The 16,228-nt window shown below is 68.3% G+C and carries 17 protein-coding genes; 7 read left to right on the forward strand and 10 right to left on the reverse strand.

Going from position 1 to position 16,228, the window contains the following annotated elements; translation table 11 throughout:
* Positions 1-139: 139 nt before the first annotated feature.
* Entirely contained in the window at positions 140-583 is a 444-nt protein-coding gene (locus HKK74_RS24980) for a hypothetical protein (protein ID WP_187245784.1), read from the forward strand.
* A gap of 804 nt (positions 584-1,387) precedes the next feature.
* Here HKK74_RS24980 and HKK74_RS24985 read toward each other — a convergent pair.
* The 5 genes from HKK74_RS24985 to HKK74_RS25005 all read right to left on the reverse strand — a co-directional run bounded on the left by HKK74_RS24985 (position 1,388) and on the right by HKK74_RS25005 (position 7,575).
* On the reverse strand, positions 1,388-3,709 hold the full coding sequence (locus tag HKK74_RS24985) for a xanthine dehydrogenase family protein molybdopterin-binding subunit (RefSeq protein WP_187245785.1): 2,322 nt from the start codon (positions 3,707-3,709) through the stop codon (positions 1,388-1,390).
* Complete coding sequence (locus tag HKK74_RS24990; protein ID WP_187245786.1) at positions 3,706-4,701, reverse strand: FAD binding domain-containing protein; 996 nt, start codon at positions 4,699-4,701, stop codon at positions 3,706-3,708. The genes HKK74_RS24985 and HKK74_RS24990 overlap by 4 nt, the downstream gene beginning before the upstream one ends.
* On the reverse strand, positions 4,698-5,261 hold the full coding sequence (locus tag HKK74_RS24995) for a (2Fe-2S)-binding protein (protein WP_187245787.1): 564 nt from the start codon (positions 5,259-5,261) through the stop codon (positions 4,698-4,700). The genes HKK74_RS24990 and HKK74_RS24995 overlap by 4 nt, the downstream gene beginning before the upstream one ends.
* Positions 5,262-5,905: 644 nt before the next feature.
* Positions 5,906-6,277, reverse strand: a complete 372-nt coding sequence (locus HKK74_RS25000) for a hypothetical protein (protein ID WP_187245788.1) — start codon at positions 6,275-6,277, stop codon at positions 5,906-5,908.
* An 8-nt stretch (positions 6,278-6,285) separates the two neighbouring features.
* Positions 6,286-7,575: a helix-turn-helix transcriptional regulator gene (locus HKK74_RS25005; RefSeq protein WP_187245789.1), complete on the reverse strand. Its 1,290-nt coding sequence runs from the start codon at positions 7,573-7,575 to the stop codon at positions 6,286-6,288.
* Between the two features lie 180 nt (positions 7,576-7,755).
* On the opposite strand from HKK74_RS25005, the gene HKK74_RS25010 reads away from it, so the two are divergent.
* The 5 genes from HKK74_RS25010 to HKK74_RS25030 all read left to right on the forward strand — a co-directional run bounded on the left by HKK74_RS25010 (position 7,756) and on the right by HKK74_RS25030 (position 10,530).
* Positions 7,756-7,995 carry a hypothetical protein gene (locus HKK74_RS25010; RefSeq protein ID WP_187245790.1) on the forward strand — a complete coding sequence of 80 codons (240 nt, stop codon included), beginning with the start codon at positions 7,756-7,758 and terminating at the stop codon, positions 7,993-7,995.
* A complete protein-coding gene (locus HKK74_RS25015; protein ID WP_187245791.1) occupies positions 7,992-8,192 on the forward strand; it encodes a hypothetical protein in 201 nt (66 codons plus the stop codon). Before HKK74_RS25010 ends, HKK74_RS25015 begins: the two co-directional genes overlap by 4 nt.
* A 24-nt stretch (positions 8,193-8,216) precedes the next feature.
* The gene (locus HKK74_RS25020; protein WP_187245792.1) at positions 8,217-9,152 is read left to right on the forward strand and encodes an MvdC/MvdD family ATP grasp protein; all 936 of its coding nucleotides are present in this window, start codon (positions 8,217-8,219) and stop codon (positions 9,150-9,152) included.
* A gap of 4 nt (positions 9,153-9,156) precedes the next feature.
* Positions 9,157-9,735: a GNAT family N-acetyltransferase gene (locus tag HKK74_RS25025; RefSeq protein ID WP_187245793.1), complete on the forward strand. Its 579-nt coding sequence runs from the start codon at positions 9,157-9,159 to the stop codon at positions 9,733-9,735.
* Between the two features lie 141 nt (positions 9,736-9,876).
* Positions 9,877-10,530: a TetR/AcrR family transcriptional regulator gene (locus HKK74_RS25030; RefSeq protein WP_187245794.1), complete on the forward strand. Its 654-nt coding sequence runs from the start codon at positions 9,877-9,879 to the stop codon at positions 10,528-10,530.
* Between the two features lie 81 nt (positions 10,531-10,611).
* Here HKK74_RS25030 and HKK74_RS25035 read toward each other — a convergent pair whose 3' ends face one another.
* Positions 10,612-11,175: a MarR family winged helix-turn-helix transcriptional regulator gene (locus tag HKK74_RS25035; protein ID WP_187245795.1), complete on the reverse strand. Its 564-nt coding sequence runs from the start codon at positions 11,173-11,175 to the stop codon at positions 10,612-10,614.
* A gap of 105 nt (positions 11,176-11,280) precedes the next feature.
* Between HKK74_RS25035 and HKK74_RS25040 the strand changes: the two genes are divergently transcribed.
* A complete protein-coding gene (locus HKK74_RS25040; protein WP_187245796.1) occupies positions 11,281-12,909 on the forward strand; it encodes an LLM class flavin-dependent oxidoreductase in 1,629 nt (542 codons plus the stop codon).
* A 63-nt stretch (positions 12,910-12,972) separates the two neighbouring features.
* Here HKK74_RS25040 and HKK74_RS25045 read toward each other — a convergent pair whose 3' ends face one another.
* The 4 genes from HKK74_RS25045 to HKK74_RS25060 are packed head-to-tail and all read right to left on the reverse strand — an operon-like array spanning position 12,973 to position 16,063.
* On the reverse strand, positions 12,973-13,629 hold the full coding sequence (locus HKK74_RS25045; protein ID WP_187245797.1) for an amino acid ABC transporter permease: 657 nt from the start codon (positions 13,627-13,629) through the stop codon (positions 12,973-12,975).
* A gap of 29 nt (positions 13,630-13,658) precedes the next feature.
* Positions 13,659-14,333, reverse strand: coding sequence for an amino acid ABC transporter permease (locus tag HKK74_RS25050; protein WP_187245798.1), 675 nt, complete (start codon positions 14,331-14,333; stop codon positions 13,659-13,661).
* Positions 14,334-14,343: 10 nt separating this feature from the next.
* Complete coding sequence (locus tag HKK74_RS25055; RefSeq protein WP_187245799.1) at positions 14,344-15,243, reverse strand: transporter substrate-binding domain-containing protein; 900 nt, start codon at positions 15,241-15,243, stop codon at positions 14,344-14,346.
* 31 nt (positions 15,244-15,274) lie between these two features.
* Entirely contained in the window at positions 15,275-16,063 is a 789-nt protein-coding gene (locus HKK74_RS25060; protein ID WP_222722712.1) for an amino acid ABC transporter ATP-binding protein, read from the reverse strand.
* Positions 16,064-16,228: the final 165 nt, after the last annotated feature.

The raw sequence follows: 16,228 nt of genomic DNA on the forward strand, positions 1-16,228 counted from the left end.
AGCCCTGACTGGCACGTTTGTGGCACGGGCATCTGCTCGCCTATTACCGCGTGCCTGGGCCCCTTCCACTCGGTGCCCGTTTGTGGTCGGTCTGTACCCTTGCCTGACCTGCTTCATCTTGAGTCACGGAGGCTGCCCGATGGGAAGCTCTGCATGGACAGCATTCAGTCCCTATCAGGATGGCATCTCGGCTGCACTCGAACACGCTCGGCAGCAAGCGTTCGAAGATCAGGACTACTACTGGCCTTACGGCAAGAACGGGATACCTGAACATCCGAGGCCGTCTTCCCTGGATAGCTTCTGGCAGCCGAACACCACAGAGGAGTTCGGCGCTCATTGCGTGATCGACGCCGAGGTCGCCCTGGCCCCAGGGGAAGAGCCAGATTTCGGGACGCTCAGCCCTCCATCGATCGAAGACGCGATTGAAGTCTTCGGCATCGATCAACCTACGCGAGCAGACTTCGAACGTGCCGAAAACGACGTGTGGGACTTGATCAACGAGGAGAGTTGCGGCTGCTACCTGGTGCTTTACAAGGACGGCCAACCTCACGAGATAGTGTTCTGGGGAATTTCCGGTGACTAGATCTGCCGCCTCTAAATGGATGTCCTCGTAGATCTGGGTGTTGTTAGCCCTGCCTGATCGTTGACCTGGGTATGTGCTCGTAATCACGTCGGTGACCTGCGGTGGAACCTTCGACGGGTCGGCTGTTGCGTCATCGGTGCTGTCACTGTTTGATCGCGATCACACCGGGTGTTTGGCGAGACAAGTCGAGCACCGTTCCCAACCCTCAGGGATCGGGTCGGGCCAGGGCTCGTGGTAGGTCACGAGGCGGGACGAACTTCCACACTCAGGTGTGCCTGAGCCTTTGGGGACGGCATGCGCAACTGGAGGATGATCTAGCTCGATCAGCTTCGTATTCGAGTAGCTGGGTGGAAGCGATGGATCGATAGGCACGGCTCGGAAATTGCCAGCCCACCACATTTCGTACGCCACGCTCGGAGCGTAGACGGAGTTGAGGGCTCCAGCAGATGCCTCCTGCCTGATCTCCCCGTCTGCCGTCCCAAGCGCAGCGCTACCGGGCCAGGCACCAGACGTTGTTCGGGCCCACTACAGCCCGTAAGACGGCCATCGAAATCCACCTGGCATTCGGAGACGTCGGCCAGGCCCTTGAGCTCATCGCCGAGACCAGACTCCCGGTCAGCACACCGTTGGCGGTTCGCTGCCGCCACATGCTGAACGTAGCGCTGGCCAACTGCGAGGCCAAACGCTGGGACACCGCTGCCGACACACTGCTGGACGTGTGCGCAGAGGCACCCGAATGGGTCCGGCATCCGACGGCCCGCTGCGGCCCGGCGGCTGAGCGCGCCGCCGCTCTCGGGGGTCGCCTCACAGCAGCTTGTCCAGGGTGATGGGCAGGTCGCGGACCCGCTTGCCGGTCGCGTGGTGCACCGCGTTCGCGATCGCGCCGGCGACACCGGTGATGCCCACCTCGCCGACGCCGATCAGGCCCAGGGGCATGGTCGGGTCGGGGTCGTCGAGATAGCGGACGTCGATCGGCGGGATGTCGGCGTGCACCGGGACGTGGTACTCCGCCAGGCCGGGGTTCATGATCCGGCCGGTTCGCGGGTCGACGAGCGTCTCCTCCGAGAGCGCCATGCCGATCCCCATGACGACGCCGCCGCGGAGCTGGCTGCTCGCCGTCTTCGCGTTGATCACCCGGCCGACGTCGAACACCCCGACCCAGCGGGACACCCGTATCTCGCCGGTGTCGGCGTCGACGCGGACCTCGCAGAACTGCGCGCCGCAGGCGGCCTTGACCCAGCGCCGCCGGTCGAGCATGAACTTCGACATGAACCGGAGCTGCCCGGTCAGCTCACCGAGCCGCGTGTCGGAGCCGACGGCCGCCTCGACCTCGCTCCGGCCGGCCCGGCTCAGGATGGTCGGGTAGCTCTCGCCCTTCCGTGGGTCGTGGCCCTCCGGCCGCCCGATGCGGTAGAGCCCGCCGTTCCGCGCCTCGACATCGCGCGGCCGCTGCCCGCGCAGCGGAGAGTCGCCCGACTTCCGGGCCAGGGCGAGGACCGACCGCTTCAGCTTCTCGCAGGCGGCGATCAGGCTGTTCGCGACACTTGCGGTCTGCGCCGACCCGCCCGCGCCGGGGCCGCTGGGCAGGGTCGAGTCTCCGTACTCCACCCGTACCGCCTCGAACGGCACGCCGAGCGCGTCGGCGGCGATCTGCGCCTGCGCCGTCGCCGCGCCCATGCCCATCTCGTGGAAGCCGCACCGCACCACGACGGTGCCGTCGGCCGACAGCCGCACGGTGACGTTCGCGGGGAGCTGCCACGACGGGTGATAGGCCGAGGCGACCCCCATGCCGACGAGCCAGCGCCCGTCCCGCATGGAACGCGGCCGCGGCGTCCGGTCGGCCCAGCCGAACAGCTCCGCGCCGAGCGCGTACGACTCGCGGAGCATCCGGTGGGCGAACCGTTTGCCGTCGATCGGATTCCGCGCGGGCTCGTTGCGCATCCGCAGCTCGATCGGGTCGAGGCCGAGCTCGGCGGCCAGCTCGTCGACCGCGGACTCCAGCGCGAACGTGCCGATCGACTCGCCGGGCGCCCGCATGACCGTGTTCGAGAGCATGTCCAGCTCGACCTGGTTCTGCTGGACCAGGATGTTCGCGGCGTCGTAGAGGTGCCGTGACTGCGAGGTCACCTGCTCGGGGCCCCCGCCGACCCGCCCGACCTGCGTCACGCTGGTGTGGATCAGCGCGGTCAGCCGGCCGTCGGCGTCGGCGCCCAGCGCCATGCGCTGCGTCGAGGGCGTGCGCCCGCCGACCGTGCGGTAGACCCCCTCGCGGGTGAGCATCATCCGTACCGGCCGACCGGTCACCCGTGCCGCCAGCACCGTGAGGATCGTGCCCGGCCAGACCATGGTCTTGCCGCCGAAGGCCCCGCCGACGTACGGCGAGATCACCCGTACGGCCTTCTCGGGCACGTCGAACCTCAGCGCGAGGTGCCTGCGCACCCAGGGGATGTTCTGCGTCCCCTCGTGGACGGTCAGCCGGTCACCGTCCCACGCCGCCGTCGTCGCGTGCGGTTCGATCGCGTTGTGGTGATGCGGCGGCGTGGTGAATCGCAGGTCCACCGACACGGGTGCGGCGGCGAGCGCGGCCTGGGCGTCGCCCTTCTTCGCACCGCCCGACTGGATGGCGTTGCTCTTCTGCGGCTTGGCGTTGGGCTCTTCGGCGGCGAAGTCGACCGTGGCCGGCAGCTCCTCGTAGCCGACCCGGACCAGCCCGGCGGCCTCGCGCGCGGCGTCGAGGGTCTCGGCCACGACCACCGCCACCGGCTGGCCGTTCCAGTGCACCTGGTCGGTGTTGAGGTAGTTGACCGAGGTCCCCGAGGCGAGCGAGCTCAGATTGAGCATGCTCACCTTCGGCGGTGGCTTCATCGCCGGCGCGTTCTCATGAGTGATCACGGTGAGCACGCCCGCGACGGCGGACGCGCTCGCGGTGTCGATGCCGGTGATGCGGCCCCGCGCGATCGTCGCGTGCACGAGCGCGGCGTACGCGATGCCGGGGTAGGGATACTCGGCCGAATAGCGCGCCGCGCCGGTGGTCTTGGGGGTGCCGTCGAGCCGGTCGACCGGCCGGCCGACGACGGGACCTGCCGTCTCGGGCCGGGACGGGCTCTGGGTCCGCGTGCCGGTCATGCCGCACCCCCTTCGGCGAGCAACTGCCGCAGCGTGGACACGATCGTGCGCTGCGCGAGTTCGATCTTGAAGGCGTTGTGCGGCAGGGCCGTCGCGGCCGCGAGCTCCGCAGCGGCGGCCCTGCGGAACGAGTCCTCGGTCGCCGGTGCGCCGACCAGGATCCGTTCCGCCTCATGGGCCCGCCACGGCTTCGCGGCCACCCCGCCGAGCGCCAGCCGGACCTCCGTCACCACGCCGTCCCTGACGTTCAGCGCGGCGGCGACCGAGACCAGCGCGAAGGCGTACGACGCCCGGTCGCGCACCTTGCGATAGCGGGAGGTCGCCGCGACGGCCGACGCCGGCAGCTCGACCGCCGTGATCAGCTCGTCGGCGGCCAGCGTCGTCTCGATGTGCGGCGTGCGGCCGGGCAGAAGGTGGAGGTCGGCGAGCGGCACGCGCCGGACGCCGCGCACGCTCTGCACCTCCACGGTGGCGTCGAGCGCGGCCAGCGCGACGCACATGTCCGAGGGGTGCGTGGCGACGCAGTCGTCGCTCACGCCGAGGATTCCGTGGTTTCGGGTGAAGCCGCCGATCGCGTCGCAGCCGCTGCCCGGTTCGCGTTTGTTGCAGGCCGCGGCGCCGTCGTAGAAGTAGACGCAGCGGGTGCGTTGCAGCAGGTTCCCGCCGACCGTGGCCATGTTCCGCAACTGTGCCGAGGCGCCGGTGAGGACGGCCTGGGAGAGCATCGGGTAGCGGGTCCGGATGAGCGGGTGCGCGGCGAGCCCGCTGTTGCGGACGAGTGCTCCGATCCGCACCCCGCCGCCGGCCGCTTCCTCGATCTCGGCCAGCGGAAGCGCGGTGATGTCGACGACCGTCTCGGGCCGCTCGATGCCCTCGCGCATCAGGTCGACCAGATTCGTCCCGCCGCCGATGAACTTCGCGCCGGGCTCGCTGCCGATCGCGCGGACCGCCGCTGCGACGTCGGGCGCGCTCACGTACGAGAAGGACCTCATCGCACCGGCTCCGATCGCACGGGCTCGGATCGCACGGGCTCGGATCGCACGGGCTCCGTGTCCGCCACGTCGCGGATGGCGCCGACGATCCCGTTGTAGGCACCGCAGCGGCACAGGTTGCCGCTCATGCGTTCCCTGATCTCCGCGTCGGTGAGCTCGATGCCGGTGGTGGAGAGGTGCTCGGTCACGGCGCTCGGCGCTCCCGCGCCGTGCTCGGCGAGCATGCCGATCGCGGAGCAGAGCTGGCCCGAGGTGCAGTAGCCGCACTGGAAGCCGTCGTTGGCGATGAACGCCGTCTGCAGCGGGTGTGGGCGCCCGCCGGTCGCGATCCCCTCGACAGTGGTGATCTCGCGGTCCGCGTACTGCACGGCCAGGGCCAGGCACGAGTTGATCCGCTCGCCGTCGGCCAGCACCGTGCAGGCTCCGCAGGCACCCTGGTCGCACCCCTTCTTCGTGCCGGTCAGGCCAAGGTGCTCGCGCAGCGCGTCGAGCAGGCTGACCCGCGGCTCCACGTCGAGCGACTCGATGGCTCCGTTCACCCGCAGGCGCACCTCGACCATGTGTTCCCTCCGTTGGGGACGTCCGTTCCCGTACAGTCCGCGACGTTAACAGAACAGTGTTGCCTTAACAAGAGAACGGCGTTCTCTTAATTCTCGATCTCGACCCTCATCGAATCCCGGCCTGTTCGGTCGTTCGTCTCACAAGTTGGCCCTTGATCTTGTGGCGACTCCCTGTCGGATCGTGCGGGCAGGAGTGCAGGGTGCTTCCGCCGGGAACTCCGGCCGGTCCGATGCCGCGGCGCGGTTGCCGATGATCGTTAAGCACGTACGTTGCACTCCGGCAGCGATCAGTTCGCTGATTGCCGAATACAAACAGGGGAGTACACGAGGCGAGGTCAGCCGATGCGTCAGCGGAACCGCGGTCCGAACGTCCGGCCCAGCGGTCAGCCGGGCGGTCAGATTCTGGTGGCTCGGACGGACGCCGAGACGGCTGTGATACGGGCCGAACTGGCACGTGTCGACGGCAAAGTCAACACTGTGTCCTTGCGCAGCCTGACGAACTGAATAAAGAAACGGCCTATGTTGTGCCTTCCCACATGCGGGAAAGTCTATTGAAACAGGCCGGAAGACTGTAAGCGCGGCCCATGCACAAGAAACCCCTCCCGAAGAGGGGGCCCTTGTCCGTCGAGTTCAACGTCGCCTGGTCAGACACGGCCTTCGATCGCCGCAAAGATGTCGGCGTTGGTTTCCTGTTGCCATGACGGCATAGCGTCCCAATCCGCGACATAGGAAGGTTTGGGGTCGTCGAAGTGCTTGTAGATCTGGGCGAGCCAGCACAGCGCTACGAACCGGCCCCTCTGCTCCCGTGTCAGCTTGCCCGTTGCGCCGTCAGTCAGGGCGACGAAGTCGGCGACCTGACCGAAGACGGCGCTTGCCGCCTGCCGCTCCCATTCGGGGGTGTCCTCCCACGGGGCGACGTAACCCGGTTTCGGCTCTCCGGGGTAGTACTTGCGAACACCAGCTATCCACGCCTCGCGAAACGTGCGGCCCTGATCTTCCTGCTGGTCTGCTTGCATTGCACTCCTCACAGTTGGGCGATGCGGTCGCTGAGCTGCGACGCTCGACCGTCGGACAGCATGGGGGCAAGCTCGGCGCGGAGTCCCTGGAGCTTGCGGCCGACGTATCCCGACGATCGGGTCTGGTCAACCAGGTCGGCGGCCTGGTTGCCATAGTCGAGAGCCTGGTCGAGGTCTTTGGCCTGGACGCCAAGCATCGCGAGGTCGGTGAGAATGCTGCCACGGCGACGCAGCGACGTTGTGATCTTGAGGGCTTCGACCAGCGCTGAAGACGCCAGGCCAGTCCGACCAAGCGCGGCGTAGCAAGTGCCTCGTTCTTCGGCCATTCGCGTTCCGTCGAAGCGGAGCCATCCGCCGGGCATGACGGACTCGGTGAGCGCTTGGACTTGCTCGGCGGTTTCCAGCGCCCGCTGACAGGCGTTGAAGTCACCAAGCCCGGCATGTGCTTCTGCCTGCACGGCAGCTACCCAATGGCGGGTAGACAGTTGGCTGTCGCCGCGCTGGGCGACTCGGGCAGCCCCTTCGAGGAGGGGCATCGCGACGTCGAACCGCCGTTCGTACATGCCGAGGTAGGCGTGGCGTGTGAGCGCACAGGCCCATTGGTCAAATCCATTGCCCTCTTTGCTCGCGTCTGCGGCGAGCTTGTAACAGTGGGCGGCATCAGTGTATTTGTCGGCGTCGAAAAGGATCTCTCCGGCGAGTTGGAGAAGATCGCCCGTCAATACACAAAGGCGACTATGAACTGCCTGTGAATGAGCCTGTTTGAGGGTGCCGGCCAGTAGGTCGAGTTGCTGACGCACCACCGGATATATGGTGCGTTTGGACGGTGATAGAGCGAAGACTTGCCACAGGTGGGAGTTCAGCAGCTCGAACTGCTCGACCTCCTCGGAGTCCCCGGTGAGCGCGTCCGCGCTCAGGTTGGGGACGGCGACCAGCGTCCCGGCGAGGCTCAGCAGGCGAAGCAACTCCCGGCGGTTCATGTCCTCTAGTTCATCAAAGACACTGTCGGGTTTGGTCACCGCGTGACCGATAACACGTCCCTCAAGCAGGTTTGGGGAACCAGAGACTTGCGTGCCCACATGGAGGGGCTCGGGCGTCAGTAACTCGTCCAGCTCCTCTGGGGTGACGTGCAAGAGATGGACGAGCTTCGCCCGGTAGTACGGCTGTGGGTCGCAGTCCCCGCGCTCCCATCGGGCGATGGTGGACCGGTCGGCACCTAGTTCGGCGGCCAGGGACTCCTGGGTGAACCCCTGCGTTCTACGGCGCTTGGCCAGGCGGGGCCGGCGCCGTGCCGCCATGAACGCCTCCGAGTGTGAGGTCCAGCAGTGTCTATTTCCCTACGTCAGCGTAGGGCGTGAATTAACGATGCAGCGCGGATGCACCAGAGATGCACCATTGGTGCCTCGTGACTGCCCTGGGACAGGCCTGCTGGCTCAGGTTCTCTAAAAGGGAACGAGTCACCTAGCCAGGGAGCCCCGATGGCCCGCAACCGCGACGGCACCTTCACCGGTGCCAGCCCCTTAGGTGTCGCCGAGATCCTCTCCCGGTTCCGGAGTGGCTACCCGTCCTGGGGGTTCGTGTTTGACGCCCATCGAGGTGAATGGACCGCCTGCCGGGTGATCGGCGGCAAGCTCAACGAGATCACCCGTACGAACCCCGTCGCGCTGAGATGCGCGATTGATTCCTCCCTTGGGAGGAGAGAGGAGATTCCCCGATGAATCCGTACGGCCTGAGTCACCAGGTGCGCCTGCCGGAGGTGTTCACCGCTCCGCTGGCGGGCGTCGCTTACGACCCGATCAGTCAGCTCAACATGACCGGTGGCCAGCCGCTGGCGCAGCAGCCGGGCCTGATGCGTCAGTGCTCAGTGACCTATGGCACCCCGAACCGCGACAACAAGACCGACGACGGAGGCTGATCCACAGTGCGCACGGTGCTCGTGGTGACCGATGCCGATGACCACACCGCCGACCTTGTCGTCTCGGATCTGGTGCAGCGGGGCGAGCGGGTCATGCGGCTTGACCCTGGAGCAGGGTTCGTCAGCATGGAGGCCGAGCTGACGGCCGGCCGTTGGCAGAACGTCATCCGGGACGAGCGCCGTGCCACCCGGCTGGAGAATGTCGTCTCGGTGCTATGGCGCTGGCCGACGCCTCCGGCCGGGCATCCGGCCATCCTGGACGCCGACCGTCGCGCATGGGCGGCGCGAGAGGACACGGCTGCCCTCCATGGCGTACTGCGCTCGCTCCCGGTGAGGTGGGTCAACCACCCTGGCGCGGTGGCTATGGCCAACTTCAAGCCCGATCAGCTCACGACAGCGGTTGACGTCGGATTGCCCGTGCCTCCGACCCTGATCACTACGTCCGGTGAGGTGGCCAGGCGTTGGGCGGCTCGGCGTGACGTGCTGTACAAGGCGTTCCACGCTCAAGGCACCGACGACTGCCACATGGTCTTGGCGACCCCCGTAAACGGAACAGACCTGCCGCTGGAGTTGGGAGCGGCATCAATGTTCCAGGAGATCATCGGAGGTCAGCACGTCCGAGGGACGTTCATCGGCCGCGAAGCGTTCGCGGTCACTATTTCCGGTGCGGACCGCATCGACTGGCGAGCGAACCTCGACGTGACGTACAGCGTCATCGACGTGCCGCCCTCGGTGCACAGGGCGATCCTGCTCTACATGAACCGCTTCGGCTTGGAGTACGGCGCGTTCGACTTCATCATCGACGCTTCCGGTAACTGGGTGTTCTTGGAGTGCAACCCGCTCGGAATGTACGGCTTCGTGGAGATCGCTACCGGATTGCCGATCACCAAGGCGATTGCAGACCGGTTGTGCACTCCCGTGAGTTCGCCTGTTCGACACGTCCAACCGATGAAATGCTGACGACATGACGACCACCGCGAAGGCGTCCACGCTCCAGACGGCGGCGTTCTTGAGCCGGCCCGACGCGGCGCTACGAGCCACATTCCTGGAAGCGATGGCCGAACACCACGCCACCGACGGCAAGCCGGACGCCGACGGACTGACTCTGGCTGACCTGCGGACTGCTGATTGTGTGGACAGCTACGTGGAGGGACTGGTCGAGGGGACGGCGCTCCGGCCGGGCACGGAGCCTTTGCGTCCTACTGTCTGGTGGTACGTGGCCGACCTGCCCGAACGTCGCCACTACCTCGGCCGGGTATCGGTCCGGCACTACCCCGCAACGAGCTCGCTCGGCGAGAGCGGAAGTCAGCTGTGGGTGACGGTGCGCCCATCCGCGCGCCGTGAAGGCCACGGACACGCACTGCTCACGGCGGCGCTCCCCTTTGCGAGAGCCAACGGCATCACCGAAGCGGTAATCGAACTCGACAGAAGTAACGAGGCAGCGCGACGGCTGATCGAACCGGCCGGCGCGCGTCCTGTGGCTCACCACCCGGCGGAACGTAGCGGACGCCAGCGATATCTGCTGCCGATCGGGACCCGTTAGATCCCCACGGAGAAGGTCCCCAGCCGCGCTTGATGCAGAACCGTGAGTCGTTCTGGTGGGACTGATCCCATCCCTCTAGCATCATCGGGCTGATGAGCGGTGAGAATCGTTCGATTCCTAAGGTCGTATGCTGACGGGGACATGGCGCATTCGGGATTCGTCCGGGCCAGGCGGCCGGAGCACAAGCGGCAGCGGCGTGAGGCGATCCTCGCCGCAGCGCGCGAGCTCGCCCTCGAGTCCGGCGTGCGCAACGTCAGCCTCGGTGGCGTGGCGGCCGCCGTGGGGCTGGCGAAGTCGAATGTGGTGCGCTACTTCGGGACCCGCGAGGAGATCTACCTGGAGCTCACCGCCGAGGGCTGGCGGGACTGGGGTGACGCGGTGACCGAGCGCCTGCGCGACGCCACCGGGCCGGACGACGTCATCGACGCGCTGGCGGAGACGCTCGCGGCGCGGCCGCTGTTCTGCGATCTGCTCAGCCAGCTGTCCACCAGCCTGGAGCACAACGTCTCGGTCCCGGCCGCCCGTGCCTTCAAGCGGGCCACGATCGACGTCCTCGCCGACCTCGGGGCCCGGGTCGCCGAGGCGCACGGCGGGCTCACCGAGAGCGAGGGGTTCGAGCTGGTCGCGGCGGCCGGCGCGGTGGCCCAGGCCGTCTATCCGGCGGCCCACCCCTCGGCGACGATGACCGAGGTCTACGCGCAGGATCCGGACCTCGCCGCGGCCTGCCCCGCGTTCCTGCCGACGCTACGGCGGATGCTCACCGTGGTCGCGGCCGGTCTACCGGCGGTGCGCTGAGCCGACGGTGCATTGAGCGGCGGTCCGCTGAGCAGGCGGTGCGCTGAGCGGTGGTGCGGAGGTCACGGGGCCCGGCGCCGTTCAGCGGCTCCGGCCGGTCCGCGAGCGGGGCGCGCCGGTGCCGTCGGCGGGCTTCAGCTCTTCGATGACCTCACAGGCGCTGGTGACCGGGTCGAGTTCGTCGGCGTGGGCCGCGAGCCGCCGCAGTAGCGCGCGGAAGGCCGGTCCGTCATCGCCCAGCGTGGCCAGAAGATGCTGCTCGACATGCCGCAGAGCCTCCTGCCGCTGTGAGCACAGGGCCCGCCCCTTGTCGGTGGCGATGACCCGGCGGCTACGCCGGTCGGCGGGATCGGGACGCCGCTCGACCAGGCCCAGCTCCTCGAAATCATCGATGAGGTAGGTCAGGACGGTCCGGTCGATGCCGAGCTGTTGAGCGAGCAACCCCTGGTTGCCGGCGAGGTTGTGCACGGCGGAGGCCAGCAGCTGGTAGCCCCGGGGGCCTCCCGGCAGATCGCTGAGCACCGCGTCGACGGCCTTGACGTAGGAGCGGAAGACGACACCCAGCGCCCAGCCCAGGTCGGCGTCCAGGCCCGTGGCGGGCGGGTGCTCCCCCTGGCCACCGGTGTCGGGCTGCGAAGACGCCATGGACGAAGCATAACTCACATGTGGTGCCACCGATCTTATGTGCGACAAACCTTATTTCTGACATAACATCTTGCGAGCAGCATTGCTTCGCGAAGGGGGCACCTTATGGCCGACTACGGTCACGACCTGCTGTTCGGCACGTTCCTGACACCGGCGGCCGGGCAGGCCGAGCGCGTGATCGAGCTGGCACGGCTGACCGAGCAGGCCGGGCTCGACCTGGTCAGCGTCCAGGACCACCCGTACCAGCCTGCGTTCCTCGACGCGTGGACGCTGCTGTCGGTCATCGCCGCCCGCACCTCACGGGTGCGCGTGTTCCCCAACGTGGCGAACCTGCCGTTGCGGCCGCCGGCGGTACTCGCCCGCAGCGCGGCGAGCCTGGACATCCTCAGCGGTGGGCGCGTGGAACTGGGCCTCGGGGCCGGCGGGTTCGCCGACGCCATCGCCGGCATGGGCGGCCCGAGGCGGACGCCCGCCGAATCGGTCGCGGCGCTGGACGAGGCCGTCCAGGTCATCCGGGCGCTCTGGGCGCCGGGTGGCGGCGTGCGGCTCGGCGGCGAGCACTACGAGCTCGCGGGCACCGAACCCGGGCCCTTCCCGGTACACGACATCGGCATCTGGATCGGCGCCATCAAACCGCGCATGCTGCGGCTGACCGGACGCGTCGCCGACGGCTGGCTGCCCAGCTCGCCGTACGTACCCCCGGATCGGCTGCCGGAGTCGAACCGCGTCATCGACGAGGCGGCGGCCGCCGCAGGCCGCCCGCCGGGGGCGGTGCGCCGTCTCTACAACATCGTCGGAACGTTCACCGGAAACGGCGGCGGCTTCCTGCAGGGACCGCCCAGGGTGTGGGCGGAGCAGCTCGCCGAGCTCACCCTCACCCAGGGCGTGAGCGGCTACGTCCTGATGGCCGACTCCGACGACGCCGTACGCCGCTTCGCCGCGGAGGTGGCACCGCACGTCCGGGAACTCGTCGCCACCGAACGCGCCCGGACGGCCGCACCTGCCGCACCGGCCGCACCTGCCGCGCCCGACGCCCTTGACGGGCGTGCCGTGCCTGCGCCCACGGAGCCCGTCCGTCGTGAGGGCGCCGGCCGGGCCACGACCGCGGAGCGGAGAACCCCCCGGGTGATGACGAGCGCGTTCACCGTGACCCCCACCCCGGACGACGGGGTCCGGCTCAGCGGCGTCCGGGTCTGGGACGAGACCGAGCGGCCGACCGGCCCGCCGCCGGACCCCGACCGGACCTACACGCCCCACGAGCTGGCGTCGGGCCGGCATCTCATCGACGTCCATGACCACCTCCGCGCCGAGCTCGCGCAGGTGCGCGATCTCATCGAGCAGGTCGCCGCCGGGTCGATGGATCCCGGACTCGCGCGATCGCACATCAACACCATGACGATGCGCCAGAACAACTGGACGCTCGGGACGTACTGCGAGTCCTACTGCCGGGTCGTCACCACGCACCACACCCTGGAGGACCAGGCTCTGTTCCCGCACCTGCGGAGCTCCGAGCCCCGCCTCGCGCCGGTCGTCGACCGCCTGCAGGAGGAGCACGAGATCATCCATGAGGTCCTCGAGGGAGTGGACCGTGCGCTGGTCGCGTTCGTGGCGGCACCCGGCGACATGTCCGGCCTGCGGGCCGCCGTCGACCTGCTCACCGACACCCTGCTCTCCCACCTGGCGTACGAGGAGAGGGAACTCGTCGAACCCCTGGCCCGGCTCGGGATGCAGTGAACCGGCATGCAGTGAACCGGCATGCAGTGAACCGGCATGCACTGAACCGGCATGCAGTGAACCTCAGTGCAGCCGCCGTTCCAGCCGGCGCGACAGGATCGTGAGCGGCAGGCAGATGACGAAGAAGACGGCGAGGACCGAGCCGAGGATGGGCACCGCGTGCGTCTCACCGCTGGACAGGGTGAGCCGCTCGATCGAGCGCTGGGATGCCTGAAGGACGTCGAGCAGGCCGATGACGGCGGCCAGCGAGGTCTGCTGGACGAGGTTGACCACCAAGCCGACGAGCGGGGGAAGGACCCGCCGCGCCGCCTGCGGGAAGATGACATGGCGCATCCGCCCCGGCCACGGGAAGCCGAGCGCCGCGGCGGCGTCGGCCTGCCCGCGCGGCACCGACTGCACCGCGCCGCGCACGATCTCGGCCACGTTGGCGCTTCCCCACAGGCACAGCCCGATCGCGGCGGCGACGAAGGTGCCGAAGCCGAGCCCGATGACCGGCAGCACGAAGAAGATGAAGAACAGCGTGACGATGATCGGCAGTCCGCGCCAGATCTCGACATGGGCCCGTACGACGATCCGTACCGGCCTGCTCGGCAGGGTGAGCAGCGCCCCGAGCGCCGTGCCGAGCAGCACGCTCACGACCACGCTCACCGCGGCGAGGGTCACGGTGGTCAGCAGTCCTTCGGCCACGTAGCGGGTGACCGGGCCGGCCCACGCGGGCATCAGCCGGTGTCCTTGCGTGGTGCGCGCATCTAGAGACCTCCCGGGATGGCGAAGCGGCGCTCGACGGACCGCGCGCCCATCGAGGTCAGCCAGACCAGCGCCAGGTACACGACGCCGATGGCGATGAACATCTCGAAGACCCGGAACCTGACCGAGACGATGTTGATGGCCGTCTCGGTGAGCTCGGGATAACTGATCGCGATCATGAACGACGAGTTCTTGAACACCGACACCTGGGTGTTGGTCACCGATGGCAGCGCGATCCGCCAGCCCAGCGGAAGCACAACGCGGCGGAACGCGGCGAGTACGGGGAAGCCGAGGGCGCGGGACGCCTCGACGTATCCGGGCTGCACCGCCTCGAAGCCGGCCCGGAAGTTCTCCACGTTGTAGGCGCCGCCCCAGAGCACCAGCGACAGCCACCCCACGGTGAAGGCGCTGAGCTTCACTCCGGCGTCGGGCAGGGCGAAGTAGAGAAAGAAGATCTGCACCAGCAGCGGCGTGTTGCGGAACACCTCCACGTACGCCCGCGTCAGCTGCCGTACGACCGGGACGCGCAACGCGCAGAGAGCGCCGAGCGAGACCCCGACCACGAGCGCACCGGCCATGCCGATGGCGCTGATCGCGAGCGTACGAAGGAGGCCGTTCCCCAGTTCGCCGAGGTGGGAGAAGACGAATCCCGCGTCGAACCGGTAGCCGTCGGTCATCACCATGCGGTCAGCACTTGATGGTCGATCCGGTCGGGTACTTCAGAGCGTTGCCGGGGCGCGGGAGGAACTGCTGGAACTGTGCCTGGACCTCCTTGTCCTTGACCGCCCGCTGGAACTCCGTCCACAGGAAGTCCTCGCCCTGCATCTTCGCGAGGGCGGCGTCGACCCAGGTCAGCATGGCCTTGTCGCCTTTGCGGACGCCCATGCCCCAGGGGCTCGGAGCCTTCGAATCGCCCACGACCTTCAGGTCGGTGTTCTTCGCGGCCAGGTCGACCAGCAGCGTGTCGTCCTGGGCGAACGCCGCGCCTCGGTCGTGCTTCAGCGCGGTGAGCGCCTCGCTGGTCTGGCCGAAGGGCACCTGCTTCACGTCCTTCATGCACTGGCTCAGCCAGATGCTCGCGGTCGATCCGTTGGTGGTGACGACCTGCTTGCCCGCCAGGTCGGCGAACGAGGCGACGGGGGAGTCCTTGGGCACCAGCAGCTTCACGCCGCTGCTGAAGTACGGCGTCGTGAAATCGATGGTCTGGGCCCGCTCCGGGGTGTAGTTCATCGTCGCCAGGATGAGATCGATGCGGTTGGTCGTGAGGAACGGCACCCGGTTGGCCCCGGTCACGCAGGTCAGCTGGACGGCGCTCTCCTTGCCGAAGGCGTACGAGGCGAACTTGCGCGCGATCGCGATCTCGAAGCCGGCGTTCTTCCCGCCCTCGTCGATGTAACCGAACGGCGGGTAGTCGCACTTGACGCCGACCGCCAGGCGGCCCTTGCTCTTCACGTTCGCCGGCAGCGGAGTGCCGACGTCCACCGGCGTTCCCGATCCGCCGGAGTCGCCGGACCCGCCGTTCGAACCGCCGCAGGCGGCGGCGACCAGCGCGACGACGGCCAGGAGACCGCCGAGTCTCGCTCTCAAAATGAACTCCTTCCACCCGCGCTCAGGCGGGTCATCTCAACACCTTGCGGAGGAACTGACGGGTGCGCTCGCCGCTCGGCTCGTCCAGCACATCGGCCGGCCGGCCCTGCTCGGCGATGACCCCGCCGTCGACGAACACCAGACGGTCGCCGAGCTCACGGGCGAAGCCCATCTCGTGGGTGACGCAGAGCATGGTCATGCCGGATCGGGCGAGATCCCGCATGACGTCGAGGACCTCGCTGACCAGCTCCGGGTCCAGCGCGGAGGTCACCTCGTCGAAGAGCATGACGTGCGGGGCCATCATCAGCGCGCGTGCGATGGCGACGCGCTGCTGCTGGCCACCGGACAGTTGCCCGGGATGGCTGCCGGCCTTGTCGGCCAGCCCCACCCGGTCGAGCAGCTCGCGGGCCGCCTGCTCGGCCTCGGTCCGTGGCGTCCTGAGCAGCCTGCGCGGGGCCAGCGTGAGGTTGTCCAGCGCGGTCAGGTGCGGGAACAGGTTGAACTGCTGGAAGACCATCCCGATCTGCCGGCGGACCTCGTTGAGGTCGACCCCGGGCTCGGTCAGGTCCCGCCCTTCCAGGAACACCTTTCCAGCGGTGATCGGCTCCAGCAGGTTGACGCAGCGCAGCAGAGTGCTCTTGCCGCCGCCGGACGGGCCGATGATGACGACGACCTCGCCTCGGGTGACGGTGAGATCCACGCCCTTGAGGACCTCCAGGCCGCCGAAGGACTTCCGCACGCCCCGCAGTTCGATCACGGGTAGCTCGATCACGGCGTTCTTGTCGGCCGCCGGGACGTCGGCGGTCAGCGGCTCGTTCATGCGGGCTCTCTCCGGTGGTCGCGGATCGGCGGAACGACGGGCGTGCGCGGGCACGGTCACATCAGTGGTCGAAGACGTGGCTGGGGGAAGACGTGGCTGGTGGAAGACGTCGGGGTGGACGCCGCCGGTGGGAAGGCGTCGCGGGTGGACGTGCCGGCGGGGAGG

The organism is Actinomadura alba (assembly GCF_014323705.1).
Classification (GTDB): Bacteria; Actinomycetota; Actinomycetes; order Streptosporangiales; family Streptosporangiaceae; genus Actinomadura_C; species Actinomadura_C alba.